Raw genomic sequence first — 26,427 nt, 5'->3', positions numbered from 1 at the left:
TAAAGCCAAAGGAGGGGTCACAATGGAAATTAATTCAATTATGTCCAATCAACTCGCACAGCTACAGCAAACATTGCAAATGTCAATCTTAGATAAAACTTTGAATGCTGGCGCAGGCGTTGTTGAAATGCTAGCAGAAATGCCTGCTCCTGCTGCTGAACACCCGTATAAAGGTCAACTATTTGACGCACAGGTGTAGCACCATTTCTAAAAAGCCGTTGAAGTTTTACATGATGTAAAATTCCAATGGCTTTTGGTTTTTCAACAATGCGGTTGTTTTTTAATTTTCAACAATAGGTAACACTTAAATAAAAATTATATAGTTATTCTATTTTTGGCGAATTTTGAAATAACATACCTAAAATAATGTGATGGAATTATTGGAAATTGATATTATGGATATGACAAAGTCACATATTTGAAGCACTTCGTAACTGTGAAACTGCCACCTCAATTATTTTCTTCCCTTCTATTGTGCCTACAATACTCGCCTTGTTTACTGGGTTTGAATTTGAAGCGATACCCTTTATTGCATTTCTTGTGTATATCAATTAAGTCTCGACTAACTCTAAGGCAGATTAAAATCAAAGTAATTAACTCACCATCAATTGAGTAGTATTCTTTGAATAAATGATAAAAGGCATCTCTCTGCAATTGCCATAAGAGACGCCTTACTATTTTTTCAATGGGCATACTAAGCAATATGGCATGCCCTCTTCTTTTTTCTCAAGCTGATAATAGCGGCAGCATGTTTTGCGAATAGCCGTATGTGCGTGAATATAGTCTTGCAACGGATTTTTTAAGCTACCATACCATTGTGGTGTTGGGTCTGAAAGCTCCGTGGCTATTTCTGCAAGTTGCTCTTGCTCATAACTGGAGCTATTTTTTTCAAGTGTAGCATTTATGCGCACTGCAATATTTTCCCACAGTATACGACGATTAATTTTATAGTCTGCAGCTAAAGCATCCACAATATTCGCTAAGTGCTCCTTTAGCAAATAGTCTTTCCAGCAATTCATTTGTGATAACTTCTCCCCCTCACTAATTTGTAATGTAAAGGTCGTCGTATCAAAATGTGCAGCATCTAGCCAATTATCTTTGCCTCGCTGAAGCTCATAATAATTTACACAGGCAGCAGCAGTTAGTACCGCGTAACGTTTAATAAAAAGGGATGCTGAAATTGCCATTGAATCAGTTTGTAAATAGGTCGCATATTGCGTGACAATTTGCTCAAGTACAGCTCCACTTTCTAGCTCCTTTATCGGTAAGCCCTGTGCTTTTTCAACGAAGGTAACTCCATAAGCCTCTAAATTCATTTAATATATCGGCCCTTTCCATTTGGAATACATAAAGGTGTGCCGAAGTAAGGGTCCTTTTGTATGATGGCCTTTAACTGAAATATTTCCTCTACCATTTGTGAAGTCACAATCTCTTCAGGAGCACCCTCGATTGCTACTTTTTTATTATGAATCGCGACTAAATGATCTGCATAACGACACGCTAAATTTAAATCATGCAGTACCATCACGACCGTTCGCTTAGATTGACGATTTAGTTCAAATAAAAAGTCTAATAGTTCAATTTGATGTGTCATATCTAAATAAGTTGTTGGCTCATCTAATAATATGATTGGTGTTTCCTGCGCTAAAGTCATTGCAATCCATGCACGCTGTCTTTGCCCACCTGACAAAGCGTCAACAGGTCGATCCTTTAATGCAGATAGTTGCGTAGCCTCTAATGCTTGCTCTACTAGCATTTCATCCTTCTTCGACCATTGCTGAAACCAGCTTTGATGTGGATAGCGTCCTTGTTTCACAAGCTGCTGCACCGTAATACCTTCAGGCGCAACTGGACCTTGAGGTAAAATGGCAAGCTGTTTAGCAATTTGCTTTGTTGACATGGAATGCAGCTTTTGTGCATCAAGTAAAATTTCCCCCGAGGCTGGATTTAATAACCTTGCTAATGAGCGTAGTAATGTAGACTTGCCACTTCCATTTGCACCAACTAATACTGTAATTTTTCCAAGTGGAATATCAAAGTCTAAGCAATCAATAATTGTTTGATTGCCGTACTGTAATGTAAGACCTTTCGTTTGAAGTCCTTGCATTGTAAACCTCCTATCGATTGCGCGTTCTGAATAGTAAAAAGATGAAGAATGGTGCACCGATTGCCGCTGTAAAGACACCAGCAGGAATATCGAGTGGTAAAAACATTGTTCTAGCAATTAAATCCGCGACGAGTACAAGCAATGCACCAATAATCGCTGTAATCGGTACTAAACCAATAAATGAGCGCCCTACTAATCGACGTGCAATATGGGGAGCCATTAGCCCCACAAATTCTATTCCCCCAACAAACGCGGCTGCACTACCGGCCAGCAGTACCGCACATGCTAGAAATAAAAAACGCTGCCGTTGTAGGCGTATCCCCATACTAATAGCTACATCATCACCCAGCTCCGTCACATTCATACTACGACCAAGCCAGAGAATCGTTGGCAATGGGATTAACAACCAACAGCTAAGTGACATCACATCCTGCCATGTTGCAGCATATAGGCTACCCGTTAACCAAATATAAGCTTTAGAAGCAATATATGTATCACTGAAAACTAATAAAAATGTAACACCTGATTTTAAAATAGCTGAAATACCAATTCCGATTAATACAAGTCGGACAGGCGTAACACCTTTATTCCACGATAACATATAAATGAGGCTTGCCGTTAGAAGACCACCACAAATCGCGGCTAATGGAAGAAATGCCATACTAATAACACCAGTAGCCAAGGTAATAAACAGTACCGCACCAAATGAAGCACCACTTGTAATCCCTATAATATCAGGTGAAGCTAATGGGTTGCGAACAATACTTTGTAGTATTAACCCCGATACACCTAAAGCAGCTCCAACTAAAATAGCTAGTAGGACACGAGGTAATCGCAATGTTTCAATGACGAATGTAAATTCATCTGTTTGATTAAATAACTGCCGCAACACATCAATTGGGGAAACATAATTGCTTCCTGCTGAAAGGCTTAGCATGAAAATAACTAGCAGCAGCAACAAACCTGTAATTAATGTAACTAGCCATTTTCTTGAAAGCTGAAAGGATGCCTTGCTTTGAAACAAGCGCATATTCCAATATTTCATTGTCTCGACACCCCTTTTTTAGCTAAGTAAATAAAGAATGGGCCACCAATAAATGCAGTCATTACACCAATAGGCACCTCCATTGGGCTAATTAAAAATCGAGCTAAAATATCTGCAGCGATTAATAGTGCAGCTCCAATACATGCACCATATGGAATCATCCAACGATAATCATTGCCGACTAATCCCTTTGCAATATGCGGAACGATTAAACCAATGAAGCCAATTGATCCAACAATCGCTACTGAGCCGCCTGCAAGTACAATAATTAATCCACCCATCAATAACTTTAAAATCGCAACATTTTGCCCAAGGCTTTTTGCGACATCATCGCCAGAGCTAAAAATATTCATTGCCTTTCCCATAAAGCCGCTTACAATAATCGCGATGACGAGTAATGGTAGCACATCAAATAACATTTGTACGTCTCTTCCTGCAATCGAACCCGCTAGCCAAAATAATACAGTTTGAATGGATTGTTCATCAAGAACTAGCATCCCCTGTGTGAAAGAGATAAAAAATGCAGAAAGTGCAGTACCAGCTAATATTACCTTCATTGGTGTAACGCCATCACGCCCAATATTACTTAAAAGAAACACCCCTACTGCCGCTACAGCTGCACCTAAAAAGCCAAACCACATATATTGTGTAAGTGACTGCATATTTAGCCATGTTAGTGCAAACACAATAAAGAAAATAGCTCCGGCATTAATACCAAGTAAGTCAGGGGCCGCTAATGGATTGCGCGTTAAGGATTGAATTAAAATACCAGCAATAGCTAGTGCAATACCTACGGTTAATGCAATTGTTGCACGAGCAAGCCTACTTGTTGCGACAATTATATGCGCCTCATTGTTTGGGTCATAATTTGTGATAACCTCCAATGCAAGCGGAAATGATATAGAAGTTTGCCCCATAGCAAGGCTACAAAAATAAAGAACTCCTACTAATCCAACTAAAAATATCAAACCAACTGTTTTAAATTGTATGGAATGTAACATAGCATACCCTCTTCAAGTAATGAAAATATAGTGCTGCTTGAAAATGTAATACCCTTTCAGACAGCACTTACTTCTACATTAAATATTTGCTAAAAACCACATGTTCCTGCGGTTACTCGTCGCAAAGGAGCCGTCTCAAATTTACTTTTCAGACGGCTCCCTCTCTCTTATTGTTCAAGACCAAAATGTGCGTATAAATCATCTAGCATCAAATTTGCTGCCTTTAAACCGCCAGCAAAGTTCCAAATGATTTCATTTACAGTAAACACTTGATTATTTTTTACTGCATCTAGATTTGCATAAAGAGGATGCTTCGTCCACTCCTCATGTGTACTCTTTACAGCAGCATTATCCTCCATGAATTGGAAAATAACATCTGCATTCATATTTGAAATAGACTCCTTATCTGTAAGCTTTACAATTTCAAGGTTTTGTCCAACTAAATTTTTTGGTTCAGTAAAGCCCAGCTCTGTTAAAATCGAACCAGCGAACCCTTGCACATAAATACGAGCATGATCCTCACGATAGTTTGTAACTGCTACGCTAAGCGGATAATTTCCTTTTGCTGCAATTTTCTCTTTGAAATCAGCAATTCGTGCATCCCAAGCAGTCATTAACTCTTTAGCCTTGTCTTCTTCACCTAAAGCTTTTCCTATAAGATCTGTTGTTTCACGAATATCATATAAAGTTGTATTCACAATAGTTGGAGCAATTTGAGAAAGCTGCTCATAAATTTCCTCGTGACGTACTTGTGTAGCAATAATTAAATCAGGCTGTAAAGCTGCAATTTCCTCTAAGTTTGGCTGCGTTTCTTGACCAACTATCTTCGCATCTCCAACCTCCGCTTTAATGTATTCATACATTGGCTGCTCTGCCCATGATTCAACAACACCAACAGGCTTCACACCAAATTGTGTAATTGTATCTGTTGCTCCTTGGTATAATGTAACGATCTTTTGCGGCTTACCTTTAATTTCCGTTTTACCTAATACATGTTCGATTACACGTGTAGACTCGTCGGTTGATTCCTTATCTGAAGAATTTTCCTCTTCTTTATTTGATGAACTGCCACATGCCGCTAAAACTAGCAATGCTGCAATTATAGTTGAAAATAATAAACCTAATTTCTTATTCATTTATCCATCTCCTAAATGATATTGATTTTCAATACTATTAAATAATAATGCAATTGATTATCATTTTCAATGAGAATTATTAATATTTGCAAAATTTTTTTATGCATTCTATTTATAAGATTCATTTCGCGGAAAAACCGCCCAAAAGGATGCTCTTTTTCTGGGCGGTTTTACTTTTATAATACTTTTGTATGGTCGTTTTTGGATTATCAAAAGCCTATAAGATATACTTTACTCGAAAACCATTAATTACATCCAGCACCTCCTTTACAATCTCTGAAATTACCACATCTGCTTGAACTTTAGCGTCAATCGATACAAGCTTTGCAGCCGCTTATTCAATGGGACTAACAAATAATTACGACACAATCTATCAAGATGAAAATTAAAATGAATGTCAATTAACTCCTGATTCAAATAATCTTCTATATTATTTGTAATTCGAGTGTTTTTCTATTTTTGCTATAAAAGCACAAATAGCCGAAAGGAAATATAGGCTAGTACCCGTATTTTCTCTCAGCTATTTCATTTTTATAATACTTTCCCTAAAAACGCCTTTGTACGGTCATTTCTTGGATTACCAAAAAGCTCGTCTGGTGTGCCTTCCTCGACGATATAGCCGCCATCCATAAAGACAACACGGTCGCCTACTTCACGCGCAAAGCCCATTTCATGTGTGACAACAATCATCGTCATTCCTTCTAATGCTAGGTTCTTCATTACTTCTAGCACTTCTTTTACCATTTCAGGGTCAAGCGCTGAGGTTGGCTCGTCAAATAGTATTGCTTTGGGCTTCATCGCAAGTGCGCGCGCAATCGCTACACGTTGCTGTTGTCCACCTGAAAGCTGCTCTGGGTAGTTGTATGCTTTACTATCCAAGCCTACTTTTTTCAATAATTCATGTGCAAGCGCTTCTGCATTTGCACGGCTCATTTTACGTATTTGCATTGGCGCCATTATGACATTTTCAATAATATTCATATGTGGGAAAAGGTTAAACTGTTGGAACACCATCCCTACTTCTGCACGAATCTCATTAATATTCGTCTTTGGATCGTTCACTTTAACCTTTTCAATGTAGATTGCGCCATCTGTTATATCTTCAAGTAAGTTAATACAACGCAAAAATGTACTTTTCCCTGAGCCAGATGGACCAATTACACAAACAACTTGTTTTTCATGTATTTCATAATCGATACCTTTTAATACTTCAAGTTCGCCAAAGGATTTATGCAAATTTTCTATTTTAATCATCGCGCTAACCTCCCTTTCGCTTTACGAGGGATGTAGCTATTGCTATAACGCTTCTCAATAAATGCGATAATCTTCGTTGCCGTATACGTCAGTATTAAGTATAAAAAAGCTGCGAAAAGATACGGCTCCCATGGTCTAAATGTAGCACCAGCAATTACTTTACTTGCGTATAAAATATCTGGCGCAGCAATAACCATTACTAATGAAGAATCTTTTAATAATGCAATAAATTCATTCCCAAGTGGTGGTATCATACGTCTTAATGCTTGCGGTAAAATGACTTTGCGCATCGCCTGTCCATGTGTTAACCCAAGTGAACGTGCCGCCTCCATTTGTCCTTTAGCAATACTTTGAATACCTGCACGGAAAATTTCCGCGTTGTATGCTGCACAGTTTAAAACAAGGGTTGTAATACCAGATGCCAAATACCCTAGCGAATGCCCGAAAATCGTTGGAAATAATGCTAAGTGAATAATTAAAAGTTGCACAAGCATAGGCGTACCACGTACTAAATCTACATAAATTTTGCATGGCCAATAGATCCATTTTTTTGTTGATACTTGCCCAAGCCCTAGCATTAACCCTAAAACAATACCACCGCAATAACCTGCTAAAGTTAAAAGAAGTGTTATACCCACACCTCGTATAAACATGTCCCGATAATTCCAGATAACTTCCCACTGTAAATTTAATAAATCCATATGCCAGCCTACTTCCTAATAGAAATTACATCTAATTAAAGATTACATTCAGAGAAGCGTGTTCTCTGAATGTAATCTCATACTACTCTTTCCAAAACTCTGAATTTGTAATTTCTTTTAGCTTTCCATTATCTTTAATTTTTTGTAAACCTTCGTTTAATTTATCTAGTAATTCTGTATTTCCTTTACGTACCATGAAACCATAATATTCTTTTTCAAAGGCAGCGTCTTCGATAACTTTTAATTTTTTATCTGGGTTTGCCTTCATATATTCGTAGACAACAGCATTGTCACCAATTACTGCATCTGCATTGCCATTTAGCATTTCTTGAATCGCAAATGGCTGACTTTCAAATGCTAAAATGTTTGTGCTCGTTTCACCTTGAAGCTTCTTAGCAGCAACATGTCCAGTTGCATTAATTTGTACAGCAATTTTTTTATCTTTTAATTCGTCTAGTGATTTAACTTTTGAGTTACTTGGTACAACGATTAATAGCTTTGATTCATAATATGGCTCTGTAAAATCAAATGTTTTTTTTCGGTCTTCAGTGATTGTGATACCAGATCCACCAATATCTGTTTCTTTATTATTAATCGTTGAGAAAACTGCGTCCCACCCAATGTTTCTCCATTCTACTTGAATGCCAACTTCATCTGCAATTGCATTTAACACATCTACGTCAATACCAACAATATTTCCGTTTGCATCAATTGACTCAAATGGTGCAAATGTAGCTTCTGTTCCTACTACATACACTTTGTTATCGCCGCCGTCAGAGCTTGTATCGCTACCTGACTTAGCCCCCTCTTTTGTTCCACAAGCTGCTAATACAAGCATTGCCACAGCAATTATTAATAATGTTGAAAATTTTTGTTTCATAACATTCTCCCCCTATACTAAATAAGTTCCTTCATCTTCCTTATCAATTAAGCCTCCACTCACTTAAGTCTAGATTTTTTCGAGCTGGCTAGTGGACACCTTCACATTTTGTGACAATGATTAATCCATATAGACCAATCTTTAAAATCTATGACATCCACCAAAGGCTTTATCTTGATTCAGCACAAGTTTGACGTTAGCTGGATTAAAACTAAAACAGGTAGACATCTCGCCAGCTATAGTGATGGATATTCTCTCTATCTATCTCTCCACTATTAATATCAAAAACATTTGTTACCGAAAAAAGATTAAAATAATTCAGAAAAATAAAACTTGTGTTTATTATAGTAATATTATTAGGAGGAAAGCAATAGTTTTCAGAAAAAACTATATATACAGAAAATATTACCTCACTACCAAAAAATAGGCTTTGCCACCATAAACCAAAGCATAACGAGTAACAACACCACATATAACCATGTAGAGCGTCTTAGTTTTTTTATAAACTGCATTCGATTGAATGCAGGTGTACCAAATGTTTTCATCGTTGGCTTAAAGGCTTGCGCTAGAAAGTAAATTGAGGCAACCATTAAAGCGATTGTTAACACAATCCATGATGTATGCCATGCCCAGCCTCCCCTCCAAATTAGAAGAATTCCTGATAACACGAGCACATGTCCTCCATGCTTCACTGTTGTAATGCCCGCTTGAAATGACTGTACATAACCGATTAACGTAGATTCTTCTGCCGTTTCCATTCGCTTTAAAATAGAAAACAATGCAAACAAAGGACCAATTGATACAACTGCACTTGCGATATGTATATAAAGTAAAATATTGAAAAGTAGCAAATCCCTACACCTCTTTACTTGTTTCTTTTCTCAGTATAGCATCGTTATGTTGTAAAGTTGTTGTTAACAAAATGTTAAATGTTTAGTTCTCTATACTTTTTGGGTATAAATTAAAGTATGCTGTAAGTGAGGATGCTTGTTCATACCTCCCTTTTGACAAGCATTCTCAACATCAACTAGAAACGGAGTGATTGTTATAGGTATTCATCGTTTTTTCACAAGCTTAAATGATTTGGAGCGCATTATCCGCTGTCCTGGTCGCTTTAAATTCGAGGAACACAATGTAGCTGCACACTCGTGGAAAGTATCACAATATGCGATGTTTTTTGCTACTTTAGAGGAACGCGCTGGCAATGCAATCGATTGGAAAGCTTTATATGAAAAAACAATTAATCATGACTTTGCTGAGGTATTTATCGGCGATATTAAAACGCCTGTCAAACATGCCTCTCCAGAATTGAAGGAAATGCTTGCACATGTTGAAGAAAAGATGATGGAGAAATTTATTCGGGAAGAAATCCCCCCCGATTTCCAAGATATTTTTTTCGAGCGTATGAAGGAAGGTAAGGACGCGACAACCGAAGGACGTTTGCTAGAATTCGCAGACAAGCTCGATCAATTTTACGAGGCCTTTGCAGAGTTAAAACGCGGTAATACTGACACGGAGTTTGTCCATATGTATCAAAACGCATTAGCAAAGCTACTTTTAATCCCTTTAGATGCAACGGTGCAATACTTCCGTACAGAAATTCTAAAGGATGCGATGCAGGAGGACACACATATCGATGTCGCTACACTCACAAATGAAATTTTGAATAAACTTTAATCCAAAGTTTTCCTATTAAAGAGGAAGGCTTTTTTTATTGCAAAAATCAGATATGAAATCGCCAATTATAACCAATTTTATTGTTTTAATGTTTATTAAAGAACGATAGCTATGGTGAAGGAAGAATAAAATTCCACTATGTTATCATTTGACAAATTTGCACAAACACACTTACTTGCACTCGATTAATAGTTGCTCTACAATAAAAAACAAGCTACGTTGTACGTATTAATATTAAGTTTTAACCTTTATACAGTAACAGGGAGTTTTATATCCGAGCTGGAATGGCGGGCCTTGGCTCTTTTGACCCAGGGATAAACAGGAATGCTCATGCGGACACCCACTTGGAGAAGTGTGGTTTAAAACTTTCTATATATTTACGGCAATGTGGCTTTTTTATAGATGTTGATGTAACAACATTTATAAACGAAAATAAATTTTTACAAACACATTTTAAGCTGGTAAATGAGACGTTAGAATAAAAATTCGCAATAAATAATGTGATTATTTGCAGGCCACTCAATTATGGGTGGTCTTTTTTATAGCTCGCACCATTCCCTGTTTCCTAGTCCTCACTTGAAATATCCAAACTATTTATCAAACTTCTCAAAAGTTCATTACAAACCCTATTGATGCTTTAACAGCAATATTACATAAAGTATCCAGCTATGTTATCAATTGATATATTCAGGAATCATTAACCCTTGTCACTTTTTATGCCTCTATCTTTTAATTCACCTCTAACAAAATCATTCATTTATCTTGATTCAGCAAAGATTATTTGCGACGAGTAACCACAGGAGCAAAATGTTGTTCTGTTGCAAAGGCAGAGCATCCGGTACAGATACAGAAAATTCCCACCTATACAGGTGATGAGATGAATGCTATATTATGTTTTCTATAATTCAATGAGTAAACAAACCTTCACTGAAATAGAGGAACTCAGTGTAAGAACACCACCAAGGTGTAATTGAATTTAGAATAAATATCTTCATTTTTAGTACAAAAAATTGTTACAACTAAAGAATCTGCTTACAAAAAGAAAGTTTATTTGTATTTATATTGTGCTTCATGATGTATTTTTACAAGTCGTAATATATTTTTCTTAAAAATATAGAAATATTAGGAATTAAATTAATGTAATTTTATTGAAAAATATATAATTATACTTATATTACAGTAAAAACAGGAAATAACACCCCTTTTCTCTTTAAAACATTCATTTTATTCCACTTATATGTAATAATTGGTACAAATGGAGGTGATACATATGAAAAAAATTTCAATGCTAATACTAACAATTGCATTACTGATTGTTGCTAATGTTGCTCCTGTGGCTGCAGCTGAAACTACTAGCTACAATAAGACTTTCCCTGGGAGCATGACTGCTACTAAATTTAACCTTACTTCATTCACACCTACTGCTGATGGTACAGCAACTGTGCGAGGGTATCAAAATGCATATACTCCCAATTTAAACAAGCCTAAGTTCAGCAATTATTACATGGCTGAAACAGGTATTAGCTCAGTGTTCTTCCAGCAATTTGATGGGAATGGTAGTGTAAATTTCTCTTTCCCAGTAGTGGCAGGTAAAACGTATACAATTTATGCTTTTAGTTTGAATTCGTACGGAGCTCAAGGTGAGTTTAACTATTCAGGGACTGTAACATATCCATAATTTAAAAGAGGCTGGGACAAAACCCACCTCTGAGCTGAAAAAGCCGGTGAAATTTTACTCGTCGTAAAATTTCACCGGCTTTCATTAATTTTCAAATAAAAATAAGGACCACTTTTGATAAAATAAAGTTACCACACCAAATTTTATACGAAAGAAGGGTCCTTATGTTTAAAAATTATAACATGAATCAATTAGTTTTGCCTCTCGATTTAGCCGTTCAACTACAAGAAAATGATATTGCTTTTGCCATCCATTATTTAGTCGAAAGTATACCAGAGAGAGCCTTTGACTCCTTCCAACGCCAAACAGGTTGCCCATCGTATCACCCACGCATGATGCTTAAAATTATTTATAGAGAAATCCGAATTTGAATGAATTCAAATTCGGATTTCTCACTAATTGAAGCTAGTTTTGTCCCAGCCTCTTTTAGTGTTATATGTTTATTTTTTTGACAAGATTATTTTACTAAATCACTACATTATTCTGAACAGAAATTGAACAAATTCTTACTTAATCCGTTACTCCTCGGCAAACTCTAGTCCAGATTTTTTTCGAACTGACTATCAGAAGTTTATCTAAAACCTTCATTCCTCCACCTATGGTTAACAAACCTGCGTCATGCAGCCCTCCTTCAAGATTTATGTCATCAGCTAGGACTTCTATTATGATTCAGTGGGTGTACAAACATCTACTGAATCATAATAAATTAAATAATTTTATTGCTTTACAGAGAAAAAAAGTGAAAAATTTCATGTACTTTTATAAAATAAAAATAGTTATTATTAGTTTTCGGAGGAGTGCCAAATGGATAATCGTATTAAATTGAGACCATTAGAACGCGAAGATTTAAAGTATGTGCACAAGCTTAATAATGATTCTAGAATTATGTCATATTGGTTTGAGGAGCCTTATGAGTCATTTGTAGAATTACAGGACTTATTTGAAAAGCATATCCATAAGCAAAGTGAAAGACGCTTCATTATCCAAAAAGATGAAGAAATTCTTGGCTTAGTTGAATTAGTGGAAATTGACTTAATTCACCGCAATGCAGAGTTTCAAATTATTATTGATCCTAGTTGTCAAGGAAAAGGCTACGCACATACAGTTACTGTACTGGCTATGAAATATGCTTTCAACATCCTCAACTTACACAAGCTATATTTAATCGTTGATAAGCAAAACGAAAAGGCTATTCATATTTATCAAAAGGCAGGCTTCGAAATTGAAGGAGAGCTGAAAGAAGAGTTTTTCACTGCAGGTGCTTACCATGATGCATATCGTATGTATATTTTCCAGCGCGATTTCCATCATAATTTAGGGAATTATTCTTAATATAGCGAAAAGCCCAGCGCAATAACACTGGGCTTTTTACTATATTAAGCTTTTTATTAACGTTTCAATCATCACAGGCATTTCTGTAAATGCGCTATCTACATGCAATCGTTCTGTTTTTTGGTGTGGATCTTTTCCAAATGGCCCTACATTTAGTACAGGTCCTTGCAATGCTGACATCGCTTCAAATGGAATACTATATGTTTCTCCCCATACTGGTGTATTTTTTTCAAATGCTGTCCATTCCCTAGATGCATCGGAATAGTTGACATAGCTTAAATCACAAATACCGTTAAAATAGTGGATTTGCTCCACTTCAATATCAAATGTTTTAGCTGTTTTCTTCATTAATTCAATCGCATCTTTCACAAGAGGATGGTCTGATGAATTAATTGCTGGATAGTATGGCGGGGCATAAAGAATTACCGTTGCCGGGGCTAACTCCTGACAGCGAATCATTAACTGATCAACAATGCGGATAGATTTTTCTCTATCATCCCATTTATCGTTTCGAATAACACGTGCCTTAATTGCTGCCACTTCTTCTTTTCCAAGTTTTTTATTAGCATATTGCAATAACGTTTCATAGCGCAACACTTTAACAGTGCCTACACCCTTCACTTGCTCACGCTCGCAAATTTTAGCGTATTGTGCATTGCAAGCTTCCATTGCCTCAACTGCTACTTGCTCAAACAGCTCCATAATTTCCGATGCAGTGCGCTTTAATAAAAAGACATTATAAAGGGCTGCTGCACGATATGGCGTTTGTGTAGAGTATTCCATTTTTAAATCTCGTAGTTGCAATGATACAGGTAACGGCGTGCTTTCACCTAAATCAGTCTCACGGAAAATTGGATTCCACTCCATATGCTGGGTCATATAAGAGCCGATAAAATTTGCCGTCATGCCTTTTAAAGGCTCGCCTACATGTGTTTCCTTACCGTAGAATAGAGCAGCAGGCATAATTTTTCCGATTGTACCTGAATAAATATACTCTTTAATATCAGTAGGATTTTGTGAGAAAGAAGGTTCACTATTTAAAAATAGCTTGTATGTTAAGCCATATTGTTCACGCAATTTCACTAGCTCTACTACTGCCGTGCGCATCCCTGCAGAGTTCACTTCTTCATCAGGTACCGCTGTTAGTATAAGATTAATTGGCCACTCTTCATTGCTCGCCTTTTCAATTAGCTGCATATGCAAAGCAAGTCCCATCTTCATATCCATTGTACCACGCCCAAATAAATATTTACCTGACTTTAAATCGATTTGCGCAGATTCTGGCAAATCTTTAAAATATTTAGGCTCCATTAGCTTCTTCGTCAACTGCTCTGGGAAAAAGGCAAGAGGCTCAAGTTCTCCATATTCCTCTGTATGCACTGTATCAAAATGGCTAATCAGGACAATCGTTTCAGTTGCTGTTGGGTGCTTATATAATGCCGTCACCGCATTGCGACCTTGCCCTGCATCATGTAATTCTATATGGTTAGCGTGTGCTGCAAAATAAGGTACTGTTAATAACTCACTGCGCAATTTATAAGCAAAGTCATTTTCCCCTTCTGTTAATGTTCGACTGTCCCAGCTCACAATTTCACATAATAAAGCGCGTAGTTTTTCTGATGTATCCCATAAATATTGTTTCATAAAGTTTCCCCTTTTGTTGCTTTTTATCTTGCACTCATCATGAAATGATTCAATAAGCAACACTGGCTTTTCAAATAAAAAATCTCGGCAGCAGTTATTGAATTTGATAGAGCACGTATAAATGGAATATAGTTGTCCTATTATAAAATGTCAATATACACCCCATGCATAGCAATATGCTATTTATAAACATAAATTTTATCGGTATAATCAATTACGCCTTGGCGTAATTGCGTCCAGATGTTTTTCGAGCTTGCTCGAAAAGCTCCTCTTCAAAAATCTGTGACATCCGCCGGTGCATTTATCTTGATTCAGTGCGTGTTTGTACAACCACTGAACCATAGAAAACAAAATAGAGCATTTATCTCACCACCTGTAGAGGTGGGAGTTTTTTGTATCTGACGCTTCGCTTTCGATACAAAAAGACATCTGCTGAATCAAGATAAAATTTATTTACTATTCAGAATTTATAAGGAAGGGATTTATATGGAGAGGCAGCATATTAAGATTGTATTTGGAGGTATTTTATTTTTAGTTGTAGCGATGGGGATTAGTCGCTTTGCCTTCACACCTATTTTACCTTTTATGCGTGAGGACGAGGGCTTTTCATTACAAATTGGCGGCTGGCTTGCATCAAGCAATTATATTGGCTATTTTCTAGGATCTTTAGGCGCAGCCTTTATTTATAAACGTAAAAAAGCCTTTTTAATGACAAATGTCGCTTTAAATGTACTTTCCATTATTGTAATGGGACTGACACATTCTCTAACTCTCTGGTTGCTTTTACGCTTTATTGCCGGCTTAACAGGTGGCTTTATTTTTGTTTTAACTTCCAGCATCGTTATGGATTATTTAGCTGCACACATTTTAACTCGCTGGTCTGGATTAGTCTTCAGTGGAATTGGTCTTGGCATTGCCATTTCTGGACTTGTTGTTCCTTATTTAGAAAGTATCATTGCTTGGGATGGAACATGGATTGGCCTTGGCTTTTTATCAGCACTGCTTGCAACAACATCTGCTATTCTATGGCGAAATTTGATGGTACATAATAACGAGAAAATTGCGAAATCAAATGATACGGATATTTGGCGTGGTTTTATGCCGTGGCTTATTATCGCCTATGGCTTAGAAGGATTGGGTTATATTATTACAGGGACGTTTTTAGTTGATATTATTTACAATATCGAAAGCTTACGTGCATATGCGGGTTATAGCTGGGTTGTCGCAGGTTTAGCGGCAGTGCCCTCTGCTCCGTTATGGGTTTCACTTATGTCAAAGCTCTCACCAGTGAAAGCAATGGCAATTGCCTACCTTTTACAAATTATCGGCATCATCCTACCTGTTCTTTCACAAACAGCATGGAGTGTATTACTTTCTGCATTTTTATTCGGTATGACGTTCGTTGGACTTGTTTCCATGTCAACTGGTTATGCACGCCAACTCTTTCCAACACAAAGTGGCACTGTTGTCTCTGTGCTTACGACATTTTACGCCTTTGGACAAATCATAGGTCCCATTTTAGCGAGCAAATTTGAGGCGCACTACAATAGCTATAAAGCACCTCTTCTTTTTGCAGGAGCTGTTGTTACACTAGCGCTTATCATCTTGTTAATTGGTAGATGGTATAGCATTAGAAAAACTATTTTGAAAAAGGCAGCCTGAGTCGGCATTTAGGGAGGGGCAGGTGTTAGCCTGCTTCCCTATCAACCCCATTCAAACTAAATGTGCTAATGAATTTAAACAATGTACAGACTTTTTACCATCTTTTAATTCAATCAAATGTAAAGATTTAATAAATTAAATATAAAAACATTGACCATATAGTTACTATAGGGTTTATTCTATATAGAGTACAATTTTATATAGGAGAAGTTTTTTTATGTTTAAGAAAGATTCAAAAGTCACCTTAGGTATTTTATTAACAAATTTATTTATCGCATTTCTAGGTATCGGCCTCGTCATTCCTGTTCTTCCAACAATTATGAATGAATTAAATATAAGCGGCAAAGTGGTCGGCTATATGGTTGCGGCCTTCGCTATTACACAGCTCGTTATCTCACCTATTGCAGGAAAATGGGTAGACCGATATGGTCGTAAAATTATGATTGTTATTGGGCTATTTATTTTCGGATTCTCTGAGTTTTTATTCGGTATGGGAACAACTGTATCTATTCTTTTCATATCACGTATGCTTGGTGGCGTTAGTGCGGCCTTTATTATGCCAGCTGTTACGGCCTTTATTGCAGATATTACAACCGTTGCTACACGTGCCAAAGCTTTAGGCTATATGTCTGCAGCGATTAGTACAGGATTTATTATTGGACCAGGAATCGGCGGCTTTTTAGCGGAGTTCGGTACACGTATCCCGTTCTATGTAGCAGGGGTTTTAGGAGTAGTTGCAGCAATTGGCTCGATTTTATTTTTAAAAGAACCTACACGCAGCATAGAGGAAGAGCAAGCTGAGGAACAAAAATCAGGATTACGTCGTATTTTTGTCCCAATGTATTTAATTGCCTTTTTAATTATCTTCATTTCTTCATTTGGCTTAGCAGCCTTCGAGTCACTATTTAGCCTTTTCGTTGACCATAAGTTTAGCTTTACACCGAAAGATATTGCCATCGTTATAACGGGTGGAGCCATCGTTGGCGCGGTTGCACAAGTCGTGTTATTTGATAGATTAACGAAGCGGTTAGGAGAAATTGCACTTATTCGCTACTCTTTAATTTTCTCAACGATTCTTGTCTTTGTTATGACGTTTGTTAGTTCATATATGGCAATTTTAGTAACAACATTTTTAGTGTTTGTTGGATTTGATTTGATTCGCCCTGCCGTTACTGCTTATTTATCAAAAATTGCAGGTAATGAACAAGGCTTTGTAGGCGGAATGAACTCAATGTTTACAAGCCTAGCAAATATTTTTGGACCGATTATTGGTGGTATATTATTTGATGTGAATTTCAATTATCCATATTATTTTGCAGCATTAGTGTTAGGTATTGGTGTGATCCTTACGATTTTTTGGAAAAAACCAAAAAATTATACTACCTATTAAAATTCGAAAAAGCTTGAGCCTTAAATTTCTGAAGGCTCAAGCTTTTTATTTTTACTTATGAAAAGCCTGCTGAATAAAAGTAAAAGAAAGGGGAAAAATAATATTTTCCGCCATAACTGCGACTAAAGAATAATTTTTTAAAATAAAACTTGAAAAAAGCAAGAAATTTCTGCATTATAATAAGTATAGAGTACAATAAAGTGCAAAATTTCTTTGCATTTTATTACGTTTAAACTATTAATAATTAGGGGGATTTTTATTATGACAAAAACAGCTCAGCTTATTACACAAACTGAAAATTTCGGTGCAAATAACTATCATCCACTGCCGATTGTTATTTCTGAAGCAGAAGGTGTATGGGTTAAAGACCCTGAAGGCAATAAATATATGGATATGTTATCTGCTTATTCAGCAGTGAACCAAGGTCACCGTCATCCAAAAATTATTGAAGCACTAAAAAAACAAGCAGATCGCGTTACGTTAACTTCTCGTGCGTTCCACTCAGATCAACTTGGTCCATGGTATGAAAAAGTAAGTAAATTAACGAATAAAGAAATGGTATTACCAATGAATACAGGCGCAGAGGCTGTTGAAACAGCAATTAAAGCGGCTCGTCGTTGGGCATATGATGTAAAAGGTGTTGCAGAAAATCAAGCACATATCATTGGCTGTGTTGGCAACTTCCATGGTCGTACAATGGCAGCGGTTTCTTTATCTTCAGAAGCTGACTACCAACGTGGCTTTGGTCCTTTATTACCAGGCTTCAGCTTGATTCCTTATGGCGATATTGATGCATTAAAAAATGCAATTACGCCAAATACAGCTGCATTTATCATCGAGCCAATCCAAGGTGAAGCGGGTATCCTAATCCCACCAGCTGGCTTCATCAAAGCAGCGAAACAATTATGTGAAGAAAACAACGTATTATTTATCGCTGATGAAATTCAAACAGGTCTTGCACGTACAGGTAAAATGTTCGCCTATGAGTGGGAAGATATTACACCAGACGTTTTAATTTTAGGTAAAGCATTAGGTGGCGGCGTATTCCCTATTTCATGTGTTGTTGCTAACCGTGATATTTTAGGCGTATTCAACCCAGGCTCACACGGCTCTACATTCGGTGGAAACCCACTAGCTTGTGCGGTATCTGTTGCATCACTAGAAGTACTTGAAGAAGAAGACTTAGCAGCACGCTCACAAGGCTTAGGTGACTACTTCCAAGAAGCACTTCGCCAAATTGAGCACCCAGCAATTAAAGAGGTTCGTGGACGCGGTCTATTTATCGGCTTAGAATTACACGAAGCAGCACGTCCATACTGTGAAAAATTAATGGAACGCGGTTTATTATGTAAAGAAACACACGATACAGTAATCCGCTTTGCACCACCATTAGTAATTACAAAAGAAGAATTAGATTGGGCAATCGACCAAATTAAATCAGTATTCTAAAAAAAGAGGGTGTCAAGCGAGCAGATTAAATTCTGACTTGCTTGACACTCTTTCTCGTTTTTATTTAATATTTATACCTTAACTAAGCTTCCCTGAACTCCATAATAACAAAGACCAAAACATCTTAAAACTTTCTTCAAAACCAAAATTCAATTTTACATTTTAAATATTTATTAAATCCATTTAGTCGCTTCCAAAATCTATGAAGGTGTTGTGAAATACTCATTATGATTTCCAAATTATAACACTATTATGTCACCTTCAAGAAATATATATATTTATGATATAATACTACACATTTTTCTAATAACTTCTAAAATAATTATTAGAATGATTGTAAGTATATTACATAAATTAGTTGATCTATAGGTTAAGGGAAGCATTCAAATACACAATTAGAGCAAGAACAGTAACTAGCAAGAAATCTAATTTTAGGGGGATTTTTGTAAATGACAACATCAATTATTTATAATTTAGTTCCATTTGGAATCATTCTGTTGTTAGTTTATATTTTCATTGATATATTTTTGGACTATTTTAGAAAATCAGAGAACAATAAAATGCATCGCCTTGTTTTCTATGGTTTTTTTCTTTATTTAATTAACTTCATTCAAATTAAATGGGGAGGTATCATTTTTCCTACTAAAAATGCAGATATACTAAATGTTTATGTTTCATCTAGTAATAGTAAAGTAAATACCCTTTATGAAGCTCTCTATTCCGCTATATCAGGTTATAATCCATCAGCAATCATTTACAGCATGTTATTGTGGATTCCTATCGGTGTATTCATTTCCGTTATATCCAATAAAGGATCTACATTACTAATTATATTTATGAGCTGTCTGGCCTTAGAATTAATAGAACTTGTCTTAGCACAGTTAGGGTTTATTTTAAAATACACAAGTATATTAAATATTTTCACATTGGCAAGTAGTATACTTGGTGGGGTTATTGGTATGTGGGTAGTAAGATTGTTTTCTAAACAAATTAGGGTGCAACAGCAAACACAGTAATAAAGTGCTAGACATACAAACCATTTTGGATTGTATGTCTAGCACTTACTTATATCCAAACCAACATTTCGTTAAATTAGGATAACCATAAATATTTTCTTCACCTCTTCTGAAATTAAAGGGGTAATAGATTTCACGGAAAGATTCATACAAGACAGCAAACCATGTTTCATCTTTAGAGTTTTCAAAAATAATAGCTAATGGATGCTCTTTATCATTTTCTAAAATGAACGTTGGGGCAAGGTACTCCCCTATTAGTAATAAATCTACTTGTGCAAATAAATTATTTACAGGTAAATCATCAATCGTAAGTTTGATTACCTCTACTTGTATACCTTGCTCTTCACAAAACTTTTGCAAAGCTACAACAAACTTCAATTGATTAACGATATAGCCAATACGCAGTGGCGGCATATCTACTCGTTGCGGACTAAATAAGGCTCCATGAACACAAGAGGATTTTAGCGAGTCTACTTGCACTATTTGTTGCGAAAATCGCTTTAAAATCCAAAGCATATATAGACGGACCTCGCGCTCCTGCAAATTGTTGGAAAAAGGATTGAAGTAAGCAGATACAACTCCACCTAGCTCCACAAAGCGCTGGTATTGCGCCATATTTTGTTGCATTGACCACTCCAACCTTCTTTGCAATGTTGAAGGTATTGTTACAAATTGAATATTATTAATAAGTGCTTGTGCAAGGTGGTATTGAGAGCAGGCGGCTAATTGTACTACACCTTTAGCATCCTGAGCTATTTTATACGCTCCTGTTCCAATGCGATAATTTAACGGATGATACAAGCTAAAATCCAATTGAGAAAGAAGTATAAGTAACTCTTCTCCTTCCTCCATGTATGTGATTTCAAAGGCGGCATTCGTTAATTTTTCTATGCTAATAAGTTTTTTGAAAAAATGGCTGTATTTATTTAGCATAAAAGTTGTTTTAATCGACTGAATGATTTCTTCTATTTTGACCGTTTCTCCATTATGCCAATAAAGATATGGGCGTACATAAAAAACAAAACGTTGCCCAAATTGCTCCCAATGATGAATTAAATCTCCTTGGAATGTATTATTATTTTGAACTACTATGCGACTATAAATATGGGATAGGACCCAGCCACTTTCTGTATCTCTATAATTATGTGGGTGAAGATTTAAATTTTTGCTATAAATAGGTATTGTTAGCATCGATGCTTTTTTTCTTTCATCCGATACGATATTTTCAGTTAATAGTGTTGCTACCTTTTGCTGAAATCCCTCTGAGAAATAAGCCATATTTATATCCGTTAATGCTTTGAAATTTTTCTGCTTGAATTCGTTATTTAATGCTATTAATAATTGCTCTTCGATATCCTGCAACCACTGAACGCTTGATATATGTCCCCTTCCTTTGCCTGCATAATAACGTATCCAGCCTTCTGCTTCCCATTTTTTAATTTTGCGGGTCACTTGTTTTGCACTTAACTGCATCATATCGCCTATCTGATGAATGGATAGCTGTTCATTACGCAGGGACCATAATAATTGCAATGCCAGTTCCAAGACTCATCCCCCCTACCTCAAAAAGTAGACATATACTTCGGTAATTGTCCCTTTTTCTTTTGTTACGTCCGCTTTATTATAGCATTTGAAGGGGAGTGTTTAGATTGGTTCATTTAGTAAAAGTAATCTGGTTACAAGGATTACTGGATTTTGCCTTATCCGCTTATTTTATTTTTATTACTTGGAGTCTTTATGAGCAAACAGAGAATGTTATGTATACAGGGTTATTTGTAGGGTTAGGATTTTTGCCAAGCTTATTATGCATACCTTTTATCGGGGTATTTGTAGATCGTTACAATAAAAAATATTTACTGCTCTTGGCACTAATATTAATGCTTATGACAATATGTATAGTTCTAATATATTTCGAAAATATATCGCCTACTCTGTTGATTATATCCAATATGGTGCTGCAATTATGCGGGTCGATTGTACGACCAACTATGCAGGCATATCTAGCTGCCATTTTTAATAAAGAACATCTGATTGTCATTTTTCAAAAATCGGCTTCCTTCACGATTATTGGTGGTATTTTAGGCACTGCTATTAGTAGCTTCTTCATTGCGCAAACACTGATTAGCACGCTATCCTTCGTCATTGTGTTAGCCTTAATCATCGCACTGTATTTACTTTGGCAATTACCAACAGAACAAACCTCTACAGCCCGTACCCATCAATCAATATTTAAAGAAATGATGGCAGGCTTTATCTATTCCTTGTCTAGTCGATTTTTTCTACAGCTGCTAGCCATCATGGCAATTGGACAATTGATTTATCATACAACCATTGGGTTTTTAGCAGCTTATACGTATGATGTTTTAAAATCTACTTCTACTATTTATGGAATACTTGAAATAACAGTTTCAATCAGCGGTGTGTTAGCTGGGCTACTTGGCGCAAAATTCATAAAGAAATTCCAGCGATTTTCTCCACTAGTTATTATGACTATACTAATAGCAAGTCTTTTGTTGCTAGCATTTGATACATCAATCGCACTTATTATAGTAGGCTGCGCAGGCATTGGATATTGTACAACATGGATACGAACAACATTTCAAGCCATTCAACAAATATCAACAGAGACACAATACCACGGTCGTGCGGCCAGTATTCGCATGTTTTTTAATCAAGGCACTGTCGTTTGTCTAACACCTGTTTTTGGCATACTGGCCAAAAATTTTTCTATTCACTACGTATTTTTTATATTAGCGGGTATTAGCTTTATCGGAATGCTTCTTTGTAGTACTAGTCAGGTACATAAACAATTCTAAATTGCTCATGTGCCTGACTTGCGGCTTCGTACAAATGCCTCTACTGCCCCTGTTCCCGTCAGCACACCAATAATAATGAGCAAGCAACCAAATATTTGATTCATCCCTATTGGCTCCTTTAGTAAAATTGCTGTGCCAAGCAAGCTGAAAAGTGTATTAAAATTACCGAAAATTGCGGTTTCGGCTGCTCCTATTTTAGCAATAGCATAATTGTAAATAACATGACCTAGGGCAGTTGCAAATATAGCAGATGCTAATAACAAAGCTATTGCTGATGGTGCGACTGTAGTAAATGTGATAAATTGCGCTGGCTCTATAATTAATGCCAGCAATAGTAAAACAAGCGAGCCACTTAGCATCATATAGCCTGTTAGGACGACTGGATTTAATGTTTTTGATACTTTACTAATAATTAAAAAACTAAATGCTTGTGCTAAAATAGATAGAAAGACGAGGATGTCCCCTATTGCTATTCCCGTTATTCCTTCACCACCACGCATAACAGCTATCGTCACTCCAAATGCGCCAACAATAAAGCCTAAAAAGCGTTGCCAGCTCATTTGTGTAAAACCAAAAATGATTGCAAGTATTGCCGTTAATAATGGGCTAAAGCCTAGAATAATACTGCCCTTCACGGCCATCGTATTTGCCAATCCAAACGCTAGCAAACTATGATGTAACACAACGCCTAATATGCTGGCAGCCATAATAGCATAAACCTCGATACGAGTAGGTTTTTGTAGCTTTTTTAAAAGAGCTAAAATCCCTACAACAGTAATGCCAGCAATAAAAATACGCACAGCAGTCATCGTTAATGGGCTAAAATAAGAAACTAATAGCTTTAGGGCAACAACATTCAATCCCCAAGCTAGCATTACGACAAGTAAAATGATATATATTTTAGCTTTCCCCATACCATTCCCTTCTTTCTCTTCAAAAAATCTCGTACAATTAGAAACATCTTAACATACGAAGCAATTAATTTTCACAAGGAGTGATTTATATGATTAAAACACTTTTTATTACAGGCTATCGGCCACACGAGCTTGGCATTTTCAATGAAAAGCATCCCGGCGTCACAATTATAAAAAAAGCATTGGAAAATAAATTAATCACACTACTAGAAGATGGCTTGGAATGGGTGATTGTTAGTGGACAGCTCGGCGTTGAACTATGGGCTACAGAGGTTGTTTGCTCATTGAAAGAACAATACCCTACTTTGAAATATTCTGTTATTACACCATTTTTAGAACAGGAGAAAAATTGGAACGAGCATAAGCAGGAACAGTATCAACGAATGATTTTACAGGCTGATTTTGTTACAAGTGTAACGAAGCGACCTTATGAGGCACCTTGGCAATTTATCGAAAAGGATAAATTCATTATTAACAATACTGACGCTATGCTTCTCGTCTATGATGAGGAAAATGAAGCTTCTCCAAAATACGTGCTGAATTTAGTAAAGAAATACATGGAGCAGCATGATAATTACGAGCTTTTAACGATAAATGCCTATGATTTACAAGTCATTGCAGAGGAAATACAGCAAGAGAATTGGTAGTATGAGCATCTTTCAATACTAGGGAATTTTGATATAATACAGGCAAAGTAACATACTAAGGAGGCGCTCATTATGTTTAAATTAGAAATGACAGACGAACAACAACCAATCCACATTTCGCACGACACATACCGCAGAGAATGCCGTTACACGCGTGGTATCCATATTCCTGCTGATGAGTTCTCTCAAATTATCAGCCTTATGGAGGAAGATACGAAAGTGTATTTTGAATTTCATAATGTAGCTAAAAAAATTGAGCCTGGTAGTTATTTGAACGGCCATTCAAGCCTCGCAAGACAGATTGATGACTATTATAAAAAAATAAAAAACACTGAAATTGTAGGAATTAACAACGGTAAAGATTTTTATGTGAAGCTGACATGAAGCAAAATCTTTCTTAACTTCACCAAATTAAATGGCAACTAAAGCTGTGCTAGAAGGAGGCTAGGAATGACCACTGTTATCGTTTTTTTCATACTATCAATCCCTATATACTTTCTGATGTTTCGGTCGTATAAAAATCCTAAAGAATCTATTTTATGGGGAAGAAGATGGACATTTAAAGAGCAACCTGAAGTCAGTGAAGCAGCTGTTAATTATGTAAAAATAACCTCGTTGTTTGGTATCATAGTTATTTCAGCGGTTTTCTTCTTTCTATTCCTTAGCCAAATTTAACACATCAAAATCAAAGGCTGCCTAGATAGAAACTTCTTTCTAGGCAGCCTCAAATATTCGCTAAAGTAAATGTAAAGGGAGTGTCTCAAAATAAATTTTTAGACACTCCCTTCCCTAAATCCACTATTTTTTTCTTCCAATCATATTGAAAACGATATTCAGGACAATCGCTGTGACAGAGCCGCAGACAATGCCGTTTGATGTTAATATATTTAAGCCGAATTCTTTAGGTAATGCAGCGAACAGTTCTGGCACAACAGATACACCAATACCTAGCCCAACCGCACATGCTACAACCATCGCATTTTCCATCGATTTTGTAATTTCAGGTGCTAGCATTTTTATGCCCTGTGTAATAACCATACCAAACATTGCTAGCATGGCAGCACCTAACACAGGCGTTGGAATAATTGTCGTTAAGGCAGCAAGCTTTGGTAAAAAGCCTAGCGCTACTAACATACCGCCTGTAATAAAAATAACTTTGCGGTCACGTACACCAGAAACTTGAATTAAGCCAACATTTTGTGAAAACGTCGTATATGGGAAACCGTTGAAAATCCCGCCAATAATAGAAGCTAAACCTTCTGCACGATAACCTTTCGCCAAATCCTTCGACGATAGTTTCTTTTCGCAAATATCACTAAGCGCGTAGTAAACACCCGTTGATTCAACAAGTGATACCATCGCCACAAGCGTCATCGTAATAATAGCGGACGTATCAAATGTTGGTGTTGCTAGATAGAATGGCAGCACTAGATGTCCCCATGCCGCGTCTGCGACTGGTGTGAAATCCACCTTGCCCATAAATATCGCAACAACTGTTCCAAACACTAAGCCTAATAAGATTGCAATAGCACGAATAAAACCGTCAAAAAAGCGGTAAATAACTAAAATAATTAGTAGCGTAATAAACGCTAAGCCAACATTTGACCCCGAGGCAAAGTCAGCCGCACCTTGTCCACCGCCCATATTGTTAATCGCTACTGGAATTAAGCTAACTCCGATAATTGTAACGACCGAGCCTGTCACAACTGGTGGGAAAAAGGGTACTAATAAGCCAAAAACTCCTGAAATTAATACGATAATCGCTCCTGAAGCAATAATAGCACCGTAAATATCCCCTAAGCCACCCGATGAGCCGATTGCGATAATTGGGCTTACTGCTGTAAATGTACAACCAAGCACAACAGGTAATCCAATACCGATATATTTACCTTTCCATACTTGCAATAATGTCGCAATACCGCACATCATAATATCAATTGCTACTAAATAGGTCATTTGTGATGGAGTAAAATTAAGTGCTCCTCCAATAATCAAAGGCACTAAAATCGCCCCTGCATACATAGCAAGTAAATGCTGAATACCTAATGCTGTTGCCTTAAAGCCATTCATAAAAAGTG

General features: G+C 36.6%; 25 protein-coding genes, 1 other RNA gene and 1 pseudogene. 14 read left to right on the top strand and 13 right to left on the bottom strand.

What is annotated here, in order from left to right; all coding sequences use genetic code 11:
* The first annotated feature begins 22 nt into the window (after nt 1-22).
* The gene (locus tag TY13_RS00715) at nt 23-199 is read left to right on the top strand and encodes a putative motility protein (protein ID WP_042470421.1); all 177 of its coding nucleotides are present in this window, start codon (nt 23-25) and stop codon (nt 197-199) included.
* A 475-nt stretch (nt 200-674) separates the two neighbouring features.
* Here the strand turns inward: TY13_RS00715 and TY13_RS00710 are convergent, their stop codons facing one another.
* From TY13_RS00710 to TY13_RS00670, 9 genes are all read right to left on the bottom strand, one after another.
* Nucleotides 675-1,316, bottom strand: coding sequence for an IucA/IucC family C-terminal-domain containing protein (locus TY13_RS00710; RefSeq protein WP_042470418.1), 642 nt, complete (start codon nt 1,314-1,316; stop codon nt 675-677).
* Nucleotides 1,313-2,107, bottom strand: a complete 795-nt coding sequence (locus TY13_RS00705) for an ABC transporter ATP-binding protein (protein ID WP_042470415.1) — start codon at nt 2,105-2,107, stop codon at nt 1,313-1,315. The genes TY13_RS00710 and TY13_RS00705 overlap by 4 nt, the downstream gene beginning before the upstream one ends.
* 10 nt (nt 2,108-2,117) lie before the next feature.
* Complete coding sequence (locus tag TY13_RS00700; RefSeq protein ID WP_042470411.1) at nt 2,118-3,152, bottom strand: FecCD family ABC transporter permease; 1,035 nt, start codon at nt 3,150-3,152, stop codon at nt 2,118-2,120.
* Nucleotides 3,149-4,153 carry a FecCD family ABC transporter permease gene (locus TY13_RS00695; RefSeq protein WP_042470398.1) on the bottom strand — a complete coding sequence of 335 codons (1,005 nt, stop codon included), beginning with the start codon at nt 4,151-4,153 and terminating at the stop codon, nt 3,149-3,151. The genes TY13_RS00700 and TY13_RS00695 overlap by 4 nt, the downstream gene beginning before the upstream one ends.
* A gap of 167 nt (nt 4,154-4,320) precedes the next feature.
* Nucleotides 4,321-5,289 (bottom strand): ABC transporter substrate-binding protein, encoded by a 969-nt coding sequence (locus TY13_RS00690; protein WP_042470396.1) that lies wholly within the window; start codon nt 5,287-5,289, stop codon nt 4,321-4,323.
* 531 nt (nt 5,290-5,820) lie between these two features.
* Complete coding sequence (locus TY13_RS00685) at nt 5,821-6,543, bottom strand: amino acid ABC transporter ATP-binding protein (protein WP_042470393.1); 723 nt, start codon at nt 6,541-6,543, stop codon at nt 5,821-5,823.
* The gene (locus tag TY13_RS00680) at nt 6,540-7,244 is read right to left on the bottom strand and encodes an amino acid ABC transporter permease (RefSeq protein ID WP_042470391.1); all 705 of its coding nucleotides are present in this window, start codon (nt 7,242-7,244) and stop codon (nt 6,540-6,542) included. Before TY13_RS00680 ends, TY13_RS00685 begins: the two co-directional genes overlap by 4 nt.
* An 82-nt stretch (nt 7,245-7,326) precedes the next feature.
* The gene (locus TY13_RS00675) at nt 7,327-8,124 is read right to left on the bottom strand and encodes a basic amino acid ABC transporter substrate-binding protein (protein ID WP_042470388.1); all 798 of its coding nucleotides are present in this window, start codon (nt 8,122-8,124) and stop codon (nt 7,327-7,329) included.
* Nucleotides 8,125-8,537: 413 nt separating this feature from the next.
* Complete coding sequence (locus TY13_RS00670) at nt 8,538-8,975, bottom strand: hypothetical protein (protein ID WP_042470386.1); 438 nt, start codon at nt 8,973-8,975, stop codon at nt 8,538-8,540.
* Nucleotides 8,976-9,162: 187 nt separating this feature from the next.
* Between TY13_RS00670 and TY13_RS00665 the strand changes: the two genes are divergently transcribed.
* The 5 genes and pseudogenes from TY13_RS00665 (at nt 9,163) to speG (ending at nt 12,811) form a co-directional block, all read left to right on the top strand.
* Nucleotides 9,163-9,801 (top strand): YfbR-like 5'-deoxynucleotidase, encoded by a 639-nt coding sequence (locus TY13_RS00665; RefSeq protein WP_195891637.1) that lies wholly within the window; start codon nt 9,163-9,165, stop codon nt 9,799-9,801.
* Nucleotides 9,802-10,009: 208 nt separating this feature from the next.
* Nucleotides 10,010-10,199: non-coding RNA, 6S RNA (gene ssrS, locus TY13_RS19970), on the top strand.
* Between the two features lie 872 nt (nt 10,200-11,071).
* A complete protein-coding gene (locus tag TY13_RS00655; RefSeq protein WP_042470380.1) occupies nt 11,072-11,479 on the top strand; it encodes a hypothetical protein in 408 nt (135 codons plus the stop codon).
* Nucleotides 11,480-11,643: 164 nt separating this feature from the next.
* Nucleotides 11,644-11,829: pseudogene (locus tag TY13_RS00650) on the top strand (IS5/IS1182 family transposase); the annotation flags it as partial.
* 454 nt (nt 11,830-12,283) lie between these two features.
* The gene (gene speG, locus TY13_RS00645) at nt 12,284-12,811 is read left to right on the top strand and encodes a spermidine N1-acetyltransferase (RefSeq protein WP_042470375.1); all 528 of its coding nucleotides are present in this window, start codon (nt 12,284-12,286) and stop codon (nt 12,809-12,811) included.
* Between the two features lie 39 nt (nt 12,812-12,850).
* Here speG and TY13_RS00640 read toward each other — a convergent pair whose 3' ends face one another.
* Nucleotides 12,851-14,455: a M20/M25/M40 family metallo-hydrolase gene (locus TY13_RS00640; RefSeq protein WP_042470372.1), complete on the bottom strand. Its 1,605-nt coding sequence runs from the start codon at nt 14,453-14,455 to the stop codon at nt 12,851-12,853.
* A 486-nt stretch (nt 14,456-14,941) separates the two neighbouring features.
* Between TY13_RS00640 and TY13_RS00635 the strand changes: the two genes are divergently transcribed.
* The 4 genes from TY13_RS00635 to TY13_RS00620 all read left to right on the top strand — a co-directional run bounded on the left by TY13_RS00635 (nt 14,942) and on the right by TY13_RS00620 (nt 19,972).
* A complete protein-coding gene (locus tag TY13_RS00635; RefSeq protein ID WP_042470369.1) occupies nt 14,942-16,117 on the top strand; it encodes a YbfB/YjiJ family MFS transporter in 1,176 nt (391 codons plus the stop codon).
* 217 nt (nt 16,118-16,334) lie between these two features.
* The gene (locus tag TY13_RS00630) at nt 16,335-17,507 is read left to right on the top strand and encodes an MFS transporter (RefSeq protein ID WP_042470365.1); all 1,173 of its coding nucleotides are present in this window, start codon (nt 16,335-16,337) and stop codon (nt 17,505-17,507) included.
* Nucleotides 17,508-17,768: 261 nt separating this feature from the next.
* Complete coding sequence (locus tag TY13_RS00625; protein WP_042470364.1) at nt 17,769-18,956, top strand: ornithine--oxo-acid transaminase; 1,188 nt, start codon at nt 17,769-17,771, stop codon at nt 18,954-18,956.
* 449 nt (nt 18,957-19,405) lie between these two features.
* On the top strand, nt 19,406-19,972 hold the full coding sequence (locus tag TY13_RS00620; RefSeq protein ID WP_042470362.1) for a hypothetical protein: 567 nt from the start codon (nt 19,406-19,408) through the stop codon (nt 19,970-19,972).
* A 45-nt stretch (nt 19,973-20,017) separates the two neighbouring features.
* Here the strand turns inward: TY13_RS00620 and TY13_RS00615 are convergent, their stop codons facing one another.
* On the bottom strand, nt 20,018-21,517 hold the full coding sequence (locus TY13_RS00615) for an ABC transporter substrate-binding protein (protein WP_042470360.1): 1,500 nt from the start codon (nt 21,515-21,517) through the stop codon (nt 20,018-20,020).
* A gap of 104 nt (nt 21,518-21,621) precedes the next feature.
* Here TY13_RS00615 and TY13_RS00610 point away from each other — a divergent pair, with 104 nt between their 5' ends.
* Entirely contained in the window at nt 21,622-22,788 is a 1,167-nt protein-coding gene (locus TY13_RS00610; RefSeq protein WP_042470357.1) for an MFS transporter, read from the top strand.
* A 5-nt stretch (nt 22,789-22,793) separates the two neighbouring features.
* On the opposite strand, the gene TY13_RS00605 is transcribed toward TY13_RS00610, so the two are convergent.
* Entirely contained in the window at nt 22,794-23,702 is a 909-nt protein-coding gene (locus TY13_RS00605) for a DMT family transporter (protein ID WP_042470354.1), read from the bottom strand.
* Nucleotides 23,703-23,791: 89 nt separating this feature from the next.
* Between TY13_RS00605 and TY13_RS00600 the strand changes: the two genes are divergently transcribed.
* The 3 genes from TY13_RS00600 (at nt 23,792) to TY13_RS00590 (ending at nt 25,024) form a co-directional block, all read left to right on the top strand.
* Entirely contained in the window at nt 23,792-24,349 is a 558-nt protein-coding gene (locus TY13_RS00600; protein ID WP_042470349.1) for an SLOG family protein, read from the top strand.
* 72 nt (nt 24,350-24,421) lie between these two features.
* On the top strand, nt 24,422-24,733 hold the full coding sequence (locus TY13_RS00595; protein WP_042470347.1) for a hypothetical protein: 312 nt from the start codon (nt 24,422-24,424) through the stop codon (nt 24,731-24,733).
* Nucleotides 24,734-24,799: 66 nt separating this feature from the next.
* Nucleotides 24,800-25,024: a hypothetical protein gene (locus TY13_RS00590; protein WP_042470346.1), complete on the top strand. Its 225-nt coding sequence runs from the start codon at nt 24,800-24,802 to the stop codon at nt 25,022-25,024.
* Between the two features lie 123 nt (nt 25,025-25,147).
* Here the strand turns inward: TY13_RS00590 and TY13_RS00585 are convergent, their stop codons facing one another.
* The gene (locus tag TY13_RS00585; protein WP_042470344.1) at nt 25,148-26,419 is read right to left on the bottom strand and encodes a nucleobase:cation symporter-2 family protein; all 1,272 of its coding nucleotides are present in this window, start codon (nt 26,417-26,419) and stop codon (nt 25,148-25,150) included.
* Between the last annotated feature and the right edge of the window lie 8 nt (nt 26,420-26,427).

It is taken from the genome of Bacillus ndiopicus (genome assembly GCF_000612805.1).
In the GTDB taxonomy this organism is placed as follows: Bacteria; Bacillota; Bacilli; order Bacillales_A; family Planococcaceae; genus Metasolibacillus; species Metasolibacillus ndiopicus.
The sequence above is the reverse complement of the archived record's forward strand: the minus strand, read 5'-3'. Positions and strand labels throughout refer to the sequence as shown.

Bases quoted from the DNA above. Each gene is read 5' to 3' on its own strand.
- TY13_RS00715 (WP_042470421.1), top strand. From the start codon at position 23: ATGGAAATTAATTCAATTATGTCCAATCAACTCGCACAGCTACAGCAA.
- TY13_RS00710 (WP_042470418.1), bottom strand. From the start codon at position 1,316: ATGAATTTAGAGGCTTATGGAGTTACCTTCGTTGAAAAAGCACAGGGC.
- TY13_RS00705 (WP_042470415.1), bottom strand. From the start codon at position 2,107: ATGCAAGGACTTCAAACGAAAGGTCTTACATTACAGTACGGCAATCAA.
- TY13_RS00700 (WP_042470411.1), bottom strand. From the start codon at position 3,152: ATGAAATATTGGAATATGCGCTTGTTTCAAAGCAAGGCATCCTTTCAG.
- TY13_RS00695 (WP_042470398.1), bottom strand. From the start codon at position 4,153: ATGTTACATTCCATACAATTTAAAACAGTTGGTTTGATATTTTTAGTT.
- TY13_RS00690 (WP_042470396.1), bottom strand. From the start codon at position 5,289: ATGAATAAGAAATTAGGTTTATTATTTTCAACTATAATTGCAGCATTG.
- TY13_RS00685 (WP_042470393.1), bottom strand. From the start codon at position 6,543: ATGATTAAAATAGAAAATTTGCATAAATCCTTTGGCGAACTTGAAGTA.
- TY13_RS00680 (WP_042470391.1), bottom strand. From the start codon at position 7,244: ATGGATTTATTAAATTTACAGTGGGAAGTTATCTGGAATTATCGGGAC.
- TY13_RS00675 (WP_042470388.1), bottom strand. From the start codon at position 8,124: ATGAAACAAAAATTTTCAACATTATTAATAATTGCTGTGGCAATGCTT.
- TY13_RS00655 (WP_042470380.1), top strand. From the start codon at position 11,072: ATGAAAAAAATTTCAATGCTAATACTAACAATTGCATTACTGATTGTT.
- speG (WP_042470375.1), top strand. From the start codon at position 12,284: ATGGATAATCGTATTAAATTGAGACCATTAGAACGCGAAGATTTAAAG.
- TY13_RS00640 (WP_042470372.1), bottom strand. From the start codon at position 14,455: ATGAAACAATATTTATGGGATACATCAGAAAAACTACGCGCTTTATTA.
- TY13_RS00635 (WP_042470369.1), top strand. From the start codon at position 14,942: ATGGAGAGGCAGCATATTAAGATTGTATTTGGAGGTATTTTATTTTTA.
- TY13_RS00630 (WP_042470365.1), top strand. From the start codon at position 16,335: ATGTTTAAGAAAGATTCAAAAGTCACCTTAGGTATTTTATTAACAAAT.
- TY13_RS00625 (WP_042470364.1), top strand. From the start codon at position 17,769: ATGACAAAAACAGCTCAGCTTATTACACAAACTGAAAATTTCGGTGCA.
- TY13_RS00620 (WP_042470362.1), top strand. From the start codon at position 19,406: ATGACAACATCAATTATTTATAATTTAGTTCCATTTGGAATCATTCTG.
- TY13_RS00605 (WP_042470354.1), bottom strand. From the start codon at position 23,702: ATGGGGAAAGCTAAAATATATATCATTTTACTTGTCGTAATGCTAGCT.
- TY13_RS00600 (WP_042470349.1), top strand. From the start codon at position 23,792: ATGATTAAAACACTTTTTATTACAGGCTATCGGCCACACGAGCTTGGC.
- TY13_RS00595 (WP_042470347.1), top strand. From the start codon at position 24,422: ATGTTTAAATTAGAAATGACAGACGAACAACAACCAATCCACATTTCG.
- TY13_RS00590 (WP_042470346.1), top strand. From the start codon at position 24,800: ATGACCACTGTTATCGTTTTTTTCATACTATCAATCCCTATATACTTT.
- TY13_RS00585 (WP_042470344.1), bottom strand. From the start codon at position 26,419: ATGAATGGCTTTAAGGCAACAGCATTAGGTATTCAGCATTTACTTGCT.